The organism is Enterococcus sp. HMSC078F03 (assembly GCF_001811595.1).
Taxonomy (GTDB): Bacteria; Bacillota; Bacilli; order Lactobacillales; family Enterococcaceae; genus Enterococcus; species Enterococcus faecalis.
Genome location: NZ_KV805556.1, coordinates 55,194 through 71,033, shown reverse-complemented (window position 1 = coordinate 71,033; position 15,840 = coordinate 55,194). Strand labels below are relative to the sequence as shown.

Here is a 15,840-nt window from a genome sequence, read left to right as displayed (position 1 = left end):
TCAATTCCTCCTAGTTTCTTTTTTCAAGGATGCTTGATATTGTTCTTCATAATCATACAAAGGCGTTGGATAGTCTCCATTAAAGTAAGCCATACACAGCCCAGAATAAGGAGCATCATAATTTAATTGAATCCCATCAATCAGCCCTGCTTCACTCAAAAAAGCCAGCGAATCTGCGCCAATCTGCTCTTTGATCTCTTCAATTGAATAGTTTGCCGCAATTAGTTCGTCCCGCGTCTGTATATCAATGCCATAAAAACACGGATATTTTAATGGTGGTGAAGCAATTCTGACATGAACTTCTTGCGCTTCTGCTTCTTTTAATAAATGGATAATGCGTCGAATAGTGGTCCCGCGAACAATCGAATCATCTACTAAAATGACTTTTTTTCCTTTGACCACGCCACGAACTGCCGATAGTTTCATACGGACACCTTGTTCTCTTAATTCTTGTGTCGGCTGAATGAATGTTCGAGCGACATATTGATTTTTTACTAAACCTAGTTCGTAAGGAATCCGTGCTTCTTCTGCATAGCCGCTAGCTGCAGACAATGACGAGTTTGGTACCCCAATTACCATATCAGCTGCGACTGGACTTTCGATTGCCAAGTTCTTCCCCATTCTTTTACGAGCTGTATGCACATTAACTCCAGCAATAGTTGAATCTGGTCGTGCAAAATAAATATATTCCATTGCGCAAATCGCTGGTTGGACTTCCGTAGTGAAAACCTCTATTTTCAAGCCTTCATCAGAAATGATGACTACTTCACCAGGCGCCACATCTTGAATAAAGCGAGCCCCAACTGTTTCTAATGCACACGTTTCGGATGCCACAACGTACGCCCCATTGTTCATTTGTCCGATGGAGAGAGGGCGAAAGCCATTGGGATCGAGTGCAGCAATCATCATCGTTTCTGTTAATAAAAGATAAGCAAAGCCCCCCTTAACCAAATTCAAGCTCTCTTTTAGTTTATCGAGAAACGAGGCAGCAGTGCTTTTTCGAATCAAGTGCATTAAAATTTCAGTGTCTGAATTAGAATGAAAAATAGCGCCTTCTCTTTCTAGTTGTTTTCGTAAACGCTTGGCATTTGTCAAATTGCCATTGTGTGCTAACCCAATTTGACTATCATAAAATTTAAATAAAAATGGCTGAATATTATCCACGCTACCCGTACCAGCGGTTGCATAGCGTACATGACCAATAGCCGCCGTTCCTTCTAATGCATTCAGTTGTTCTTGCTTTTGGAATACTTCTGCTAATAAACCTAAATCACGGTGGCCATCTAATTTCCCAGAATTGTTCGCCACAATTCCCGCGCCTTCTTGGCCTCGATGCTGCAAGCTGTGTAAACCAAAATAGGTCACTTGTGCCGCATCAGGATGACCCCAAATACCAAAAATACCACACTCTTCATTTAAGCTTTTTGCTTCATAAGACATGGAATCGCATCCTCCCATAAGGCTTTGGCTTCTTTTGTTGAACAATTGATCACATCATCTAACGCATGGATAACCAAACCAGTTTCAGTCACTTTCCCAATGTGTTGGGCTTTTTTTCCAATTAGTGTTTCAAATTCTTCCTGATGCTGGGGACTAACTGAAAGAATAAAACGGGATTGCGTCTCCGCAAATAGATATTCTTTTTTTAATGGCAGTATCACCTGTAACCCCAGTTCGTTAGCAAAAACCGACTCGGCTAAAGCAACGGCAACGCCGCCTTCAGCGCAATCATGCGCGCTAGCAACTAGGCCTGCTTGAATTGCTTTTAAAACTAATTCTTGGTTTGCTTTTTCCTCTTTTAAATCAAATGAGCGTAATTGCCCTTCAATTCGGCCCAGTTGCATTTTTTGAATTTCTGAGCCGTTAAAATCTGCGTGGGTTTCACCGATGAGATAAATTAAGTCATCCACTTGTTTAAACGCTTGTGTGGTAATTTGTGAAACATCTTCAATCACGCCCACCATGCCAATCATCGGCGTAGGGTAAATGGCTTGACCATCTGTTTCATTGTAAAGAGAGACGTTCCCTGAAATCACGGGTGTTCCTAGCTGACGGCAGGCTGCGGCGATTCCATCCGCCGACGTCCATAATTCCCAAAAACTTTCTGGTTTATCAGGGGAACCATAATTCAAACAATCAGTGATAGCCAAAGGTTGTGCTCCACTTGCTACAATATTACGGGCTGCTTCTGCAACCGCAATTTGCCCACCAATTTCAGGATTTAAATACAAATAACGGCTATTACAATCTGTTGTCATCGCTAAGGCTTTATTGGTGCCCCGCACTCTTAAAACAGCTGCATCACTTCCTGGTTGCACCACTGTATTCGTTTGTACTTGACTATCATAGGTTTCGTAAACTGATTTTTTCGATGCAATCGTTGGCTGTTGCAATAGGCGTTTTAATAATTCCGTACTATTCGTAATTTCTGGAATGAAGGGCGCTAATTTTTTAAAAGCACGCATCCGTTCTGGTTCTTGATAGGCTTTCTGGTAGACAGGGGCTTCTTCTGCCAAAGCATCTACTGGTACATCTGCGACTATTTTGCCACTGTGAAAGACACGATACTGTCCATCATCTGTTACGGATCCAATCGCTACCGCTTCTAAGTCATACGTTTGAAACAATTCACAAACTTGCTGTTCTGCTCCTTTTTCCACACAGATTAACATCCGTTCTTGGGACTCAGACAAGAGCATTTCATAGGGGCTCATCTGCGTCTCTCTCTGCGGAACTTTATCTAGCTCTAGAATCAAGCCTGAACCTGCTTTTGATGCCATTTCAGCACTTGAAGAAACCAAGCCAGCCGCCCCCATATCTTGGATGCCGATTAAAATATCTTGATGATTTTTGATTAAATCAAGACAAGCTTCCAATAATAATTTTTCCATAAACGGATCACCTACTTGTACCGCAGATCGTTGCTGTTCTTCACCTTCACTAAATTCTTCTGAAGCAAAGGTCGCACCATGAATTCCATCTCGTCCTGTTTTCGCACCTACATAAAGAATGCTATTTCCGACGCCTTTTGCTTGGCCTTTTTGAATCTCGTCATGACGAATCAATCCCACACACATAGCATTAACAAGTGGGTTTCCTTGATAACATGGCTCAAAAGCAATTTCGCCGCCAACGGTTGGAATACCAATACAATTTCCATAACCGCTAATCCCCGCCACAACTTCTTGAAACAAATAACGTGTTCGTGCATCCGTCAGTTCGCCAAATCTTAACGAATCCAGTAAAGCAATCGGCCGCGCCCCCATACTGAAAATATCGCGAATAATTCCACCAACGCCTGTAGCTGCTCCTTCGTAAGGTTCTACTGCAGAAGGATGATTATGGCTCTCTGCTTTAAAAACAACAGCTAATCCGTCACCAATATCGACAATCCCAGCTCCTTCACCAGGGCCTTGAAGCACTTGTGGCCCTTCCGTCGGAAACTTTTTTAAAACGGGCTTGGAATTTTTGTAAGAGCAATGTTCACTCCACATCACGGAGAATAAGCCAGTTTCTGTATAATTAGGTTCTCTTTGCAAAATGGTCTCAATCTGATGATATTCTTCATCTGTTAGTCCCCATTCTGCATACAACCGTGTCTCCTTGATTTCTTTTGGTGTTGGTTCATTCATCATTGGCTTAATTCCTTTCCAAAGTTTTTAATGATTGAAGCAAAAAAGCTGCGTCCATCTGTTGAACCTAACAATTCTTCCATCGCTCGTTCCGGATGAGGCATCATTCCTAGAACATTGCCCTGTTCATTACAAATACCAGCAATATTCGCAAGACTACCGTTCACCTTTTCTTGATACGTAAAAACAATTTGGTTCTTTTCTTTCAGCTCTTTCAACGTTTTTTCATCACAATAGTAATTCCCTTCGCCATGCGCTACTGGTAAATGTATCGAAACATTTTCAGGATACTCGCTTGTAAACTTTGTGTGCGTATTCACTTTCAGTGGGACACTTTTACAAATAAAACGAAGCGAATCATTTCTTAGCAACGTACCAGGAAGCAAGCCAATTTCTGTTAAAATTTGAAAACCATTACAAGTACCAAAGACCATTTTGCCTTCTGCAGCAAAGCGAATCACCTCATTGATAATTGGCGAAAACCGAGCAATTGCACCACAACGTAAGTAATCGCCATAAGAAAAACCACCAGGCAATAACACGCCATCAAATTTTGCTAAAGAAGTGGCATCGTGTCGGACAAATTCTGCATCGACGCCCATCACCTCTTTGACAGCCCACAATAAGTCTGCATCACAATTGGATCCTGGAAAAACAATCACTGCCAATTTCATTTAAATTTCCTCCAAAGATAAAATTTCAAAACGATAGGATTCCATATTTACATTGGCTAATAGTTGATCACAAATTTGTTCAATTTTCTCTTCAATTGCTTCTGTCTGCTGGACGTGCATTTCAAAATACTTACCGACACGGATTTCGGCTACTTCTGTAAAACCAAGCCGATGGACTGCTTCCTTAACCGCTTCACCTTGGGGATCCAAAATTGATTCTTTATACGTAACATAGACTTTTACAAAATACATACGCGCTTCCTCCTCAATTAGCTGTTAGTAAACGTTGTAAAACTTCTTCATATACAGGAACTATTTCTCCTAATTCACGGCGATAAACATCTTTATCCAGATGTTCGTTTGTGTTTAAATCCCATAGACGACAGGTGTCTGGAGAAATTTCATCTGCCAGTAACAATTGATTGGCCTTCGTCCGACCAATCTCGATTTTAAAATCGATCAAACAAATATTGAGGCGTTGAAAGAGTTGACTAAGCGCCTGATTAATTTGTAAAGCCAATGCTTTAATCTCCACAATTTCAGCAGGAGTGGCTACTTTTAGAAATTGAATATGGTCTTCGTTAATAAAAGGATCATCCAGACGATCTTCTTTGTAATAAAATTCAATAATGGGCGTCACTAATTTAGTGCCCTCTTCAATCGCTAAACGCTTTGAAAAACTTCCTGCCGCATAATTACGTACGACAACTTCCAAAGGAATCATTTCTACGGCCTGAATTAATTGTTCGTGTTCAGATACTTTTTTGATAAAATGATTGGGAATCTTCTGTTGCTGTAAATGTTCAAAAATTAGACTAGTGATTTGATTATTTAAAGCGCCTTTCCCAAGAACTTTGTCTTTTTTTTGACCATTTAAAGCTGTTGCTTGATCAAGATATTCCACAAAAAGAACCGCTGCATTTTCTGTTTGATACAACTTCTTCGCTTTTCCTGTATACACAAGTGCTTTCTTTTCCATTCTTTCCCTCTTCTCGTTAGCTTCATGAACCCTATTCTTTCTAAGTCAGCTGATTTACATCAGACAAAAACTTACATTAGTTACAAAAAAACAATAATCGTTCGTGTTTGTCGAATGTAAAAATAAAAAACTTGCTTGGAGCAAGCATTTATTAAGTTACGTTCCAAATACCAACAGCCTCAATTTCCTTTAACGTTTCTGATAAGCAAGGTGTTGTAATGGTGACGTGGCCCATTTTTCTGCCCACTTTTGATTCAGCTTTTCCATAGTAATGGACTTGCCAAGTGGGTTTTGACGTGCATAACTGGTAGCTTTTTTCTAAGTGTTCACCTAAGAGATTCACCATAACCACTGGTTGAAGTAACTGGGGTAACCCAATGCCCCAATTGCTAATCCCTCGAATATGCGCATCAAATTGACTAAATGAGCAAGCTTCAATAGAGTAATGACCTGAGTTATGAGGCCGTGGCGCTAATTCATTGACGTACAACTCTTCTGAATCCGTTAAAAACAGTTCGATAGCTAAAACCCCAGATAAATTTAATTCCTCAGCAATGTGTTGCGCCAATTCCGCTGCTTTTTGTTGCACATTCTCAGAAATTCGAGCGGGCACAATTGATTCATGCAAGATATTCTTTCGATGAATGTTTTCAGATACAGGAAAGCTTTGGTAACCATGCTTATTCCCTGCAACGATGATTGAAAGTTCTTTAGTGAAAGGCACCCACTTTTCTAATTCACAAGTGGCGTTAGCTAATAATTTAGTCGCTTGGGAGAAATCCTCTTCGCATTTTAAGACGACTTGTCCTTTTCCATCGTATCCACCTTGAATAGTTTTTAAGACACATGGAAAACCAATCTTTTCTATTGCTTGTGGCAGCTCTTTCTGGCTTTTTACTTCCGCAAAAGGGGCAATCTTACAGCCAATCGATTGAAGAAACGTTTTTTCAAGCAATCGATTTTGAGTAATTTTTAACAATTCTGTTCCTTGTGGCAACTTTTCTAGTGGAATGGCCTTTTCTAGGGAGGCCACTTCAATATTTTCAAATTCATAGGTGATCACATCGCATAACTCTGCTAGTTCAGTTAAAGCAGAGGGCTGATTAAAGGCTGCCACAATTTGCCGGTCAGCTACTTGACCAGCTGGACTATCAGGCGTCGGGTCCAACACAATCATTTGGAAACCCATTTTTTTACCACTCATGACTAGCATTCGCCCTAACTGTCCCCCACCTATAATGCCAATAGTTGCTCCGACTTTTAAAGGTTTATTCAAGTTGTTCCCCACTTTCCATAACCGCTTTTTCCAATGATTGTCGTCTTGCTTGGATTCTTTCTGCTAACTGTAAATCATCAATACTTAGTATTTCTGCAGCTAATAACCCAGCATTGGTAGCACCTGCTGAGCCAATCGCAGTTGTTGCTACAGGAACTCCCCCTGGCATCTGCACAATAGACAACAGTGAATCAATACCGTTTAATGTTCGTGTTTTAACTGGAACACCAATGACAGGTAAGGTTGTCTTTGCAGCTACCATCCCTGGTAAATGGGCCGCTCCACCAGCGCCAGCGATAATAACCTTCAATCCTTTTGTTCGTGATTCCTCTGCAAAACGAAACATCAAGTCAGGGGTCCTATGTGCTGATATCACTCGTTTTTCATAAGGAATTTTCAACTCTTCCAACACAAGACAAGCAGCTTTCATCGTTGCCCAGTCTGAGGTACTTCCCATAATCACAGCGACTAATGGTTTCATGAATGTAATAACTCCTTCCGCCTTTTTTCACTGTTATTCTAACAATGAGAAAAAGAGATGTCAAAGAAAAACCGAAATATTATAGATTAAAATTATATAATGTTCGTGTTTATCAAAAAAAGAGTCATCTTTCCGATGACTCTTTTTTGCTATTTTTAGCGTTGCTTCCTCTTTAAGAAGAAACATCGCCTGTATTAATAACTGGTTGTGTGCCTTTATCAGTAATGATTGAGACTAGTAAATTATTAATAAGTTGTACTTTTCGTTCATCGGTAAAATTAATTTCTTGCCCTTCTTCGATCTGTTCTAAGGCCATTTGTGTCATGCTTACCGCACCTTCAACAATTGTTTGTCGAGCCGCTAAGATTGCTTTTGCTTGCTGTCTTTGCAACATGGAGCTAGCAATTTCAGTTGCATAAGCTAAATGATTCAACCGTGTTTCGATAACCTCTACACCAGCCACTGCTAAGCGTTCTTGCAATTCTTTGGTTAACTCCTCGGAAATTTGTTCGGTATTTCCTCGCAGAGTTACATCATTATCTGAAAAAGTGTCATAAGGATATTGTGTTGCTACATGCCGGATTGCCGTTTCGCTTTGAATTTCCACAAAGTCTTGATAATAATCGACATTAAATAACGCCTTAGCTGTATCGACTACCCGAAAAACGATGACCGCAGAGATTTCGATTGGATTCCCGTCAGAGTCATTGACTTTTAATAGAGAACTATTGAAATTTCGTACTTTCAAAGAAATGTTCATTTTTTGCGTAAATGGAATGGTAATAAACAACCCATTTTCTTTAATCGTACCTAAGTAGCGACCAAAAAATAAAATCGCTTTCGCCTGGTTAGGACTAACAATAGTTAAGGAACTTAAAAATAAAATAGCGCCAATTAACAAAATAATACCTAAAACAACAAGAACACCATTGGTATGACTCGCTCCATAAATAAATAAACCAATTCCCGCAATTAAAATAACTAATAAGCTCGCAATTCCTACGTAGCCACTCATATAAAATGTTTTTTTCTCTTCCATCTGTTTCACTCTCCTAACTCATTTATCTGGTCCTTATTATACACCTCATTGCCTTCAATAGAGTAACTTTTAACATTAAATAAACTGATTTTTTCAGTGCTCTTGTAGTATACTGAGAACAAAGAAATCCCAAGAAAAGGAGTGATAGAATGCGCTATTTAAGCAAGGACATTTTAGAGGAAGTCATCACTCAACGCCCTTCCGACTCTTATAAAAGCAATTTTGGGCGTGTCGTATTAATCGGAGGAAACCGTCAATATGGCGGAGCCATCATCATGAGTACCGAAGCGTGTATAAATAGTGGCGCTGGTCTCACCACTGTGATTACTGATGTTAAAAATCACGGCCCTTTACATGCAAGATGCCCAGAAGCGATGGTCGTGGGCTTTGAAGAAACAGTCCTTCTGACGGACGTCGTAGAGCAAGCGGAGGTTATTTTAATTGGTCCAGGTTTAGGCTTAGATGCTACTGCACAACAAATATTAAAGATGGTACTCGCCCAACATCAAAAACAACAATGGTTAATTATCGATGGCTCAGCGATTACCCTATTTAGCCAAGGCAATTTTTCCCTTACCTATCCTGAAAAAGTTGTTTTCACACCTCATCAAATGGAATGGCAACGTTTGAGTCACTTACCTATCGAGCAACAAACACTGGCAAATAACCAGCGCCAACAAGCAAAATTAGGCAGTACGATTGTTTTAAAAAGTCATCGCACCACAATTTTCCACGCAGGAGAACCTTTTCAAAATACAGGTGGCAACCCTGGGATGGCTACTGGCGGAACTGGGGATACCTTGGCTGGCATCATTGCTGGGTTTTTGGCTCAGTTTAAGCCGACAATTGAAACCATTGCTGGCGCCGTTTACTTACACAGTCTCATTGGAGATGATTTGGCCAAAACCGACTATGTTGTTTTACCAACGAAGATTAGTCAAGCCTTGCCGACATATATGAAAAAAAATGCCCAGCCACACACTGCACCTGATTCTGAACTATTAGAACAGAAGCGTTCGAGATAAAACCCAAAAAGGATAAATGGTGACAAATTTTGGGTTAAAAAGCAGGATTTAAGCCTGGGCCGAAAATCAAAAGCGATTTTCAGCCCAGGCTCTCTTTTTATTTTTCCTTATAAACATTTTTTAACGTTAATGGAGCGCCAAAGGTATGAAAATTCAAGCCTTTGACTTTATCATTTTGCAGGACTGTTTGTTCATTTTGGCTAAGTGGAATCATACCAGCAGTCGTTTCAATCACTTCTTTTTCAGCTGCAATCAGTTTCCCCCATCTTTTTTCTGGCTCTAAGGCATAGGTTGTGGTTGCTTCATCTAATAATTTGTCATAGACAGGGTTCTGATAATTGCGATCATTGCCCTTGTATAAAGTCATCAGGGTAGAAATAGGATCTTGATAGTCTGGTGTCCAGTAAATTAAGAATAAATCATAGTCGCTTTCTCGCCCAAAGTTCAATGCAGCTTCCGTTGGCAATACGGTTAGCTCTATTGTCAAACCAGGAAACAGTTCTTGTAGCGAGCCTTGCAAACTTTCACCAATTTTTTTGTAAGAACCATCATCTGTTACCATCAATTCAACGTTAACCTTTTCTCCTAATTCTGCTTGTGCTTTTTTCCAATAACTTTGCGCTTTTTCTTTGTTATAAACCATTAAATTACCTGCTTCTTGACGAAAATCGAGGCCCGTTGTGGGATTCGCCACAAAACCTTCCGTAATCGCACCATGTAAAGCTTTAGAACCATCTGCAATAATATTATTGACTAGATTTTCTTTATCTATGCCTAAAGCCAACGCTTTACGCAAGTTTTCGTTTGCAAGCGGCGTTGCTTGCCCTTTCCGTTTTTGATTTAAGCGCAAATAGTTCATTGTTGCTGTTGGGTACGAATGATACAACGTATTATTTTTATTCTGTTGCGCCAGTTCACCACTTAGTGTAGCCACATCTAATTGTCCATCTTCAAAAAGATTCAATGCAGTAGATGTTTCTTTGATAACCGTATAATTGATAATGTCTGAGCGCACGTTCTGGCGATCCCAATAGCGATTATTTTTTGCTAGTTGCCAGTCCATCTTTGTTTGCTGCCAATCTTTTACCACGAACGGGCCATTATAGACGACTTTATCACTAGCAGTTCCATAGTCCGCACCAAATTGTTCGACTACTTTTTGATTTTGCGGGAAAAATGTAGGAAAAGCTAATAAGGACGTAAAGTACTGTTTTGGCTCTTTGAGCGTCACCTTTAATGTATAATCATCCACAGCTGTGACACCAAGTTCATTGGGAGCTAATTTCCCCGCTGAGATTTCTGCCCCATTTTCAATTGTTTCAACGATGAGGAAACTATAGACAAAGCCGTTTTTAGGATCAATCATTTTTTTCCAAGCATATTCAAAATCATGTGCTGTGACAGGATCATCGTTACTCCAAACCGCTTCTTTTCTCAAAGAAATCGTGTAGGTTTTTCCATCTTCTGAAATCGTCGGCAATGCTTTTGCTACGGCTGGTACCAATTGGTCTTGTTCATCTAAACTATATAACCCTTCAAACGCTGCAGTTTGGACAATAGCATCTGGAAAATCCAATAATACAGAGGTGTTGAGTGTTGTTAATTCCGAGGGTGACATCAGTTGAACGGCTTCTTTGGTATTTTTCTGTTTCTTTTTATTTTCATTTTTATTGGTACACCCAGCTAAAAATCCTACCAATAAAACACAAACTATTGTGATTTTTAAATACTTTTTCATCTTCTTTCTCCTATAACTCTTCATTTTTTTATGCTCTTACTTACAGAAAGACAGCTCCCCTTTTATTCTGTCCTTTCCACAAGCATCCAGACAACGACCGCCGGCTCCAACCCATCATTATAATTAATGTGCCCCTCACCAGCTTCAATTAATTGGGCTTGTCCAGCTTTTCCAACTAAGTCTTGACCATCTTCTAAAATCGTATGTGCTTCGCCAGAAATCACATAAGAATATTCATCTTGTTCATGGCGAGCATATCCAGCTAAAGGCCGTTTTTCACCAGGCTGTAATGTAATAATGCCCATTTGAACTTGTGCATTTGGTTGGTTTTCTTTATCAAAAAAAATCGTCATTTCTTCTGATTCTGCTGATTTAATAAGCAATAGCTTTCCCTCCTTTTTTAAATCTTGTATCTTCCATTATTCCTTTAAATAGTATTAAAGTCAATCTTTTTATAGAAAATTCTGAATATTCTACACAAAAAAAGAGAACGTGAATTCTCTCTTTTTTATCTCTTTAAACTTTTACTATCCAGCCTTCTGGCGCTTCTTTGTCACCAAACTGTATGCCAACCAATTCATCATATAGTTGTTTGGTCACTGGTCCAACTTCTGTTTCACTATAAAATACATGGAAATCTGTGCCATTTTGAATCCCACCGATAGGAGAAATAATCGCCGCCGTGCCACAAGCACCCGCTTCGGAGAAGTCCGCTAATCGATCAATGTAAACGTCTCCTTCAAGCGCCGTCATCCCTAAACGTTCTTTTGCTAGCATCAATAATGAATATTTAGTAATACTTGGTAAAATAGACGCTGATTTCGGCGTAATAAAAGTACCATCTTTGGTTATGCCAAAGAAATTAGCTGCACCAACTTCTTCAATTTTCGTATGCGTATACGGATCTAAATAAATGCAATCACTAAATTCTTTCTCATGTGCTTCTGCACCTGGTAAAAGACTAGCTGCATAATTGCCCCCCACTTTAGCGGCCCCAGTTCCTCGGCCCGCCGCTCGATCATATTCAGAAACGATAAAGTTGGTTGGTGCTAAACCATTTTTAAAATACGAACCAACTGGCACACAAAAAATAGAAAAAATGTATTCTTTGGCAGGTGCTACACCAATATTATCGCCGACACCAATCATATAAGGGCGAAGATACAACGTACCGCCCGTTCCATACGGCGGTAAATAAGCAAGGTTGGCTTTCACCACTTCTTGGCATGCAGAAACAAAGGTTTCTACTGGCACTTGTGGCATCAGTAGACGCGCACAACTTTTTTGTAGCCGTTTGGCATTTTCATCTGGACGAAACAAATTGACAGAACCATCTGCACATTGATACGCTTTTAATCCTTCAAAACATTGTTGGCCATAATGTAGAGCAGGCGAACCTTCACTAATCGTTAACTGATTGTTATCTGTTAGCGTGCCTTCTTCCCACTTGCCATCTCGCCAATAACTAATATAACGAAAGGGCGTTTTAATGTAAGAAAATCCTAAATTATTCCAATCAAGATTGGCTTTTTCCATTGTCGTAGCACCTCAATTATTTTGATTTTTTATCTTAATTAGTGTAATTGTACCCACCAAAAACTAGAAAAGCAAGCCTTATTCTCATTCTTAACTTTTGTTATTTTTTCTTACTTGTCCATTTCTCCCTCGCCAAAAAACCTTGATAGCCGTTTCTTCAATTGCAACGGAATATCAAGGTTTCGAAAAATTATTCAGTATACTCTTTGGTTTCTTGTAACGTCCCATCTTGCTTATAGATTTTCAGCTTTGTTTGTTTATTCCGAGCAATTTCTTGAGCTCGTTCAACCGCCTCTTGTTTGTGGGTAAATGTATTGCTTGCTTTTTCAGCGCTGTCTGAAATCACCAACCATTGGTCGTCTTTATATTTAACGTTGACAGCCGCCGTTAATAATTTTCCAGCATGTTTATCCTGTTTATGCAAATCTCGTTTCGTAGGATTTGCTTCATGTTCGAAGGCCTTTTTTTCTGCTGCACTTGCCTCTTGATACCATTTCTCCGCTTGACTAATCGCAATTGGAATGGCACGATCATCAGGGTAGCCATCCGCAAGCAACGCATTGCCAATATCTATCGCTTTTTTCCGAATCAAAGGTGCTAAATTTTTCATTGATGTAGGATAATCATTCATATTCCAAGGCATCAAAATCTCCTCCTTAAATTCTGTCTATTACTAGCTTACTACAGAAAAGGAACATTTGAAAAAGAAATGATTACTTTGAATATTTCCTGAACCTTCTTGAGAGAATAAGCCTAATTTCCCGTTGGCCAAACTTCTCAATCTTTGAGTGTATGATTACTCATTTCCCTTTGAATCAGTTATGATAAAGGAAGAAATAAATAAATTTTTTTGGAGGGATTTTCATGAAAATGTCTAAAGTACTCACCACTGTTTTGACGGCAACTGCTGCTCTTGTGCTGCTTAGTGCTTGTTCATCTGATAAAAAAACAGATAGTAGTTCTAGTAGCAAAGAAACAGCTAATTCAAGTACAGAAGTAGTCTCTGGTGCTTCAATTAGTGCCAAGCCTGAAGAACTCGAAATGGCGTTAAGTGATAAAGGAAATTGGATTGTCGCAGCTACTGACAATGTCACTTTTGATAAAGAGGTAACAGTTGCTGGTACTTTCCATGATAAGGGGAAAGATTCCAACGATGTCTATCGTAAATTAGCGCTTTATTCTCAAGATGATAATAAAAAAGTAACTGCTGAATATGAAATCACGGTTCCTAAGCTAATCGTTTCTTCTGAAAATTTCAACATCGTTCACGGGACTGTCAAAGGTGATATTGAGGTGAAAGCAAATGGCTTTACTTTAAATGGTACCAAAGTTAATGGCAATATTACTTTTGATAAACAAGAATACAAAGATTCTGCTGACTTAGAAAAAGATGGTGCCACTGTTACTGGTGAAGTCACCGTAGCCAATAATTAAGTTATTACCAGACAATTTTAACTAGTAAAAAACCAATGACAAATGTTCAATCAAATTTGTCATTGGTTTTAGTTTGTAAACACAGTGCCAGCATTGGTAGATAATTACAAAATGAACTCACTCTTTGCCATAAGCCTAAATAATTAAATGGTTTTACCTGTTGTAGCTGTGGAATCCTTGCTAAGCCATATAAGCCGGCTGCAAGCATACATAAAATAAACAAAAAGCCAAAAAGGTTTTTATTTTTTTGCGAACCGTATTTACTATAGATAATGGTTAAGACGCCTGATAACAACAAAAAGCCTGTATAACCGACTGCTGATCCTCCGTTATGAAGCGCGGCAGCAACTGTGCCAGCGCTTGAAGTGTCTACACTGAAGAGCCCACTGAAAATACAATCAAATAAACCATAAGCGCCAATCATTGCCACTACTAACCAAGCACCTTTTTTCGTTTTTCTGGAAAAAATAGCATATATCCTAGGTAAACTTGCTAACATCAACATTCCCGCAATGATAGTTAACCGATTAAAGGTTTCCCTAACTGGACTATTCACATCACCTAATAAGCTAATTACTTCTGTCAATTGATTGTAACCTTGATCTTTGAATCCGACATAATAAGGTGTAAAAAAATCAAGTAAGACCCCTAAAACTAAAAAATAGCCGCCATATTTTTTTAAAAACTGCATCTATTCACCTCAATTTTGATTTTCTATTTACTTCAAGTATAGCATATCAAAAATTCCAAATAATGAAACTTTCTTTCCCACTAAAAAACTTTTCGTCAACGCGAGACGAAAAGTTTTACTTTAGGATTCAATAGAATCTACAATCTTATCATTTTCTTTTGATTCATTTAGCCACTCCGAGACAATAATTTTAATGATTGCAGCAACAGGAACTGCTAAAAACATCCCTAAGACGCCGAAGTACGCTCCCCCAATCGTAATTGAAACAATAATTAAAATCGGATTGACATTTAGGGCATCTCCCATAATTCGAGGACCAATAATATTGCCGTCAATTTGTTGTAAAATTAATAAAACTAGTAACACCGTAATGGCTTGAGTAACACCACCTGTGAAAAGCGTAATCACACCAGCAACAATTGACGCAAAAATCGAACCAAAATAAGGAATCATATTACAAATACCTAATAAAATCCCCAAAGTCACAGCAAATTTCACATTCAAAATACTTAACAAAATCGTTGATGAAACGCCAATAATACAAGCATCAAGAAATTGGCAACTGATAAATTTATAGAAAATTTTATTCGTTGTATTTAACCAAGTTTGTGTTTGCTTGTACACTTTTTCAGACAGCAATTTGTGGGCGGCCTTTTCAACAAATGTCAAAATAGATTGCTTAAATACCAGCGCATAGATTGAGATAATCAACGTCAAAAATGCATTTAAAAAGAATGAAGAAACATTTTTAGTCAACGTTCCTAATGAAAACAACGCTTGTGTCCATTGATTTAAAAAACGTTCCGGCGACAAATCTTTAAGGACACTATTTAAATATTTTTCAATCGCGGCTGTTTTTAAAATCCCTTTATCTTCTAAACTCATCACAAACTGAACCATGTGATCATAAAAAGTGGGTAAAGAGTTTGCTAAATCTACTAAATTACTAATGAGTAGCGGAACGATATAGTTTAATGTCAAGACAAAAATAAACAAAATAATCAGGTACAAAAGGAGTACACTCAAGCCGTGTTTCGCTTTTTTAACGACTGGTAAAGGAACTCTTTCTAGTAATCCCTCGATTTTTTTCTGACTTCCACTCAATAAATAAGCAATCACGAACCCAGTAATGAATGGGGATAAGATGCCTAACAAACCCGAAACACTATGGACAAAGTGCTGATAATTCGTGATTAATAAATAGCCAACAATCAGCGCCATTACAAATAAAAAGCGGACAACCCAGTAATTCCAATCAACATTGTATTTCTTCAATCACTTCACCTCTAAATAAATTATGCCTATCATTGTAATTGTAAACGATTTGTGGCAAAA

16 protein-coding genes are annotated in these 15,840 nt (G+C 38.8%); 2 read left to right on the top strand and 14 right to left on the bottom strand.

Annotation, left to right across the window (positions count from 1 at the left end; translation table 11 throughout):
- From purF to HMPREF2810_RS05820, 8 genes are all read right to left on the bottom strand, one after another.
- Positions 1–1,440 (bottom strand): amidophosphoribosyltransferase, encoded by a 1,440-nt coding sequence (gene purF / locus HMPREF2810_RS05855; protein ID WP_010715270.1) that lies wholly within the window; start codon positions 1,438–1,440, stop codon positions 1–3.
- Positions 1,416–3,635, bottom strand: a complete 2,220-nt coding sequence (gene purL / locus HMPREF2810_RS05850) for a phosphoribosylformylglycinamidine synthase subunit PurL (protein WP_070635595.1) — start codon at positions 3,633–3,635, stop codon at positions 1,416–1,418. Before purL ends, purF begins: the two co-directional genes overlap by 25 nt.
- Positions 3,632–4,306, bottom strand: a complete 675-nt coding sequence (gene purQ / locus HMPREF2810_RS05845; protein WP_002364085.1) for a phosphoribosylformylglycinamidine synthase subunit PurQ — start codon at positions 4,304–4,306, stop codon at positions 3,632–3,634. The genes purL and purQ overlap by 4 nt, the downstream gene beginning before the upstream one ends.
- A complete protein-coding gene (gene purS, locus HMPREF2810_RS05840) occupies positions 4,307–4,558 on the bottom strand; it encodes a phosphoribosylformylglycinamidine synthase subunit PurS (RefSeq protein ID WP_002357271.1) in 252 nt (83 codons plus the stop codon). It lies immediately after the preceding gene.
- Between the two features lie 13 nt (positions 4,559–4,571).
- Positions 4,572–5,285: a phosphoribosylaminoimidazolesuccinocarboxamide synthase gene (gene purC / locus HMPREF2810_RS05835; protein ID WP_002357270.1), complete on the bottom strand. Its 714-nt coding sequence runs from the start codon at positions 5,283–5,285 to the stop codon at positions 4,572–4,574.
- A gap of 151 nt (positions 5,286–5,436) precedes the next feature.
- Entirely contained in the window at positions 5,437–6,561 is a 1,125-nt protein-coding gene (gene purK / locus HMPREF2810_RS05830) for a 5-(carboxyamino)imidazole ribonucleotide synthase (protein ID WP_010715272.1), read from the bottom strand.
- Entirely contained in the window at positions 6,554–7,042 is a 489-nt protein-coding gene (gene purE / locus HMPREF2810_RS05825; RefSeq protein WP_002365766.1) for a 5-(carboxyamino)imidazole ribonucleotide mutase, read from the bottom strand. Before purE ends, purK begins: the two co-directional genes overlap by 8 nt.
- Positions 7,043–7,214: 172 nt before the next feature.
- Positions 7,215–8,081 carry an SPFH domain-containing protein gene (locus HMPREF2810_RS05820; RefSeq protein WP_002366818.1) on the bottom strand — a complete coding sequence of 289 codons (867 nt, stop codon included), beginning with the start codon at positions 8,079–8,081 and terminating at the stop codon, positions 7,215–7,217.
- A gap of 149 nt (positions 8,082–8,230) precedes the next feature.
- Here HMPREF2810_RS05820 and HMPREF2810_RS05815 point away from each other — a divergent pair, with 149 nt between their 5' ends.
- A complete protein-coding gene (locus tag HMPREF2810_RS05815; protein WP_002420106.1) occupies positions 8,231–9,106 on the top strand; it encodes an NAD(P)H-hydrate dehydratase in 876 nt (291 codons plus the stop codon).
- Positions 9,107–9,203: 97 nt separating this feature from the next.
- Here HMPREF2810_RS05815 and HMPREF2810_RS05810 read toward each other — a convergent pair whose 3' ends face one another.
- From HMPREF2810_RS05810 to HMPREF2810_RS05795, 4 genes are all read right to left on the bottom strand, one after another.
- Positions 9,204–10,844 carry a peptide ABC transporter substrate-binding protein gene (locus HMPREF2810_RS05810; RefSeq protein WP_010715273.1) on the bottom strand — a complete coding sequence of 547 codons (1,641 nt, stop codon included), beginning with the start codon at positions 10,842–10,844 and terminating at the stop codon, positions 9,204–9,206.
- Positions 10,845–10,906: 62 nt separating this feature from the next.
- Positions 10,907–11,227, bottom strand: coding sequence for a cupin domain-containing protein (locus HMPREF2810_RS05805; protein ID WP_002357264.1), 321 nt, complete (start codon positions 11,225–11,227; stop codon positions 10,907–10,909).
- Positions 11,228–11,360: 133 nt separating this feature from the next.
- The gene (locus HMPREF2810_RS05800) at positions 11,361–12,380 is read right to left on the bottom strand and encodes a branched-chain amino acid aminotransferase (RefSeq protein WP_002408876.1); all 1,020 of its coding nucleotides are present in this window, start codon (positions 12,378–12,380) and stop codon (positions 11,361–11,363) included.
- Positions 12,381–12,570: 190 nt separating this feature from the next.
- Positions 12,571–13,023, bottom strand: coding sequence for a DUF2188 domain-containing protein (locus HMPREF2810_RS05795; RefSeq protein ID WP_010715274.1), 453 nt, complete (start codon positions 13,021–13,023; stop codon positions 12,571–12,573).
- A gap of 221 nt (positions 13,024–13,244) precedes the next feature.
- Here HMPREF2810_RS05795 and HMPREF2810_RS05790 point away from each other — a divergent pair, with 221 nt between their 5' ends.
- Positions 13,245–13,814 (top strand): hypothetical protein, encoded by a 570-nt coding sequence (locus tag HMPREF2810_RS05790; protein ID WP_002361963.1) that lies wholly within the window; start codon positions 13,245–13,247, stop codon positions 13,812–13,814.
- A gap of 46 nt (positions 13,815–13,860) precedes the next feature.
- Here HMPREF2810_RS05790 and HMPREF2810_RS05785 read toward each other — a convergent pair whose 3' ends face one another.
- Both HMPREF2810_RS05785 and HMPREF2810_RS05780 read right to left on the bottom strand, forming a co-directional pair.
- Positions 13,861–14,505, bottom strand: a complete 645-nt coding sequence (locus HMPREF2810_RS05785; protein ID WP_002420102.1) for a DUF998 domain-containing protein — start codon at positions 14,503–14,505, stop codon at positions 13,861–13,863.
- Between the two features lie 120 nt (positions 14,506–14,625).
- Positions 14,626–15,780, bottom strand: coding sequence for an AI-2E family transporter (locus HMPREF2810_RS05780; protein ID WP_002386882.1), 1,155 nt, complete (start codon positions 15,778–15,780; stop codon positions 14,626–14,628).
- Positions 15,781–15,840: the final 60 nt, after the last annotated feature.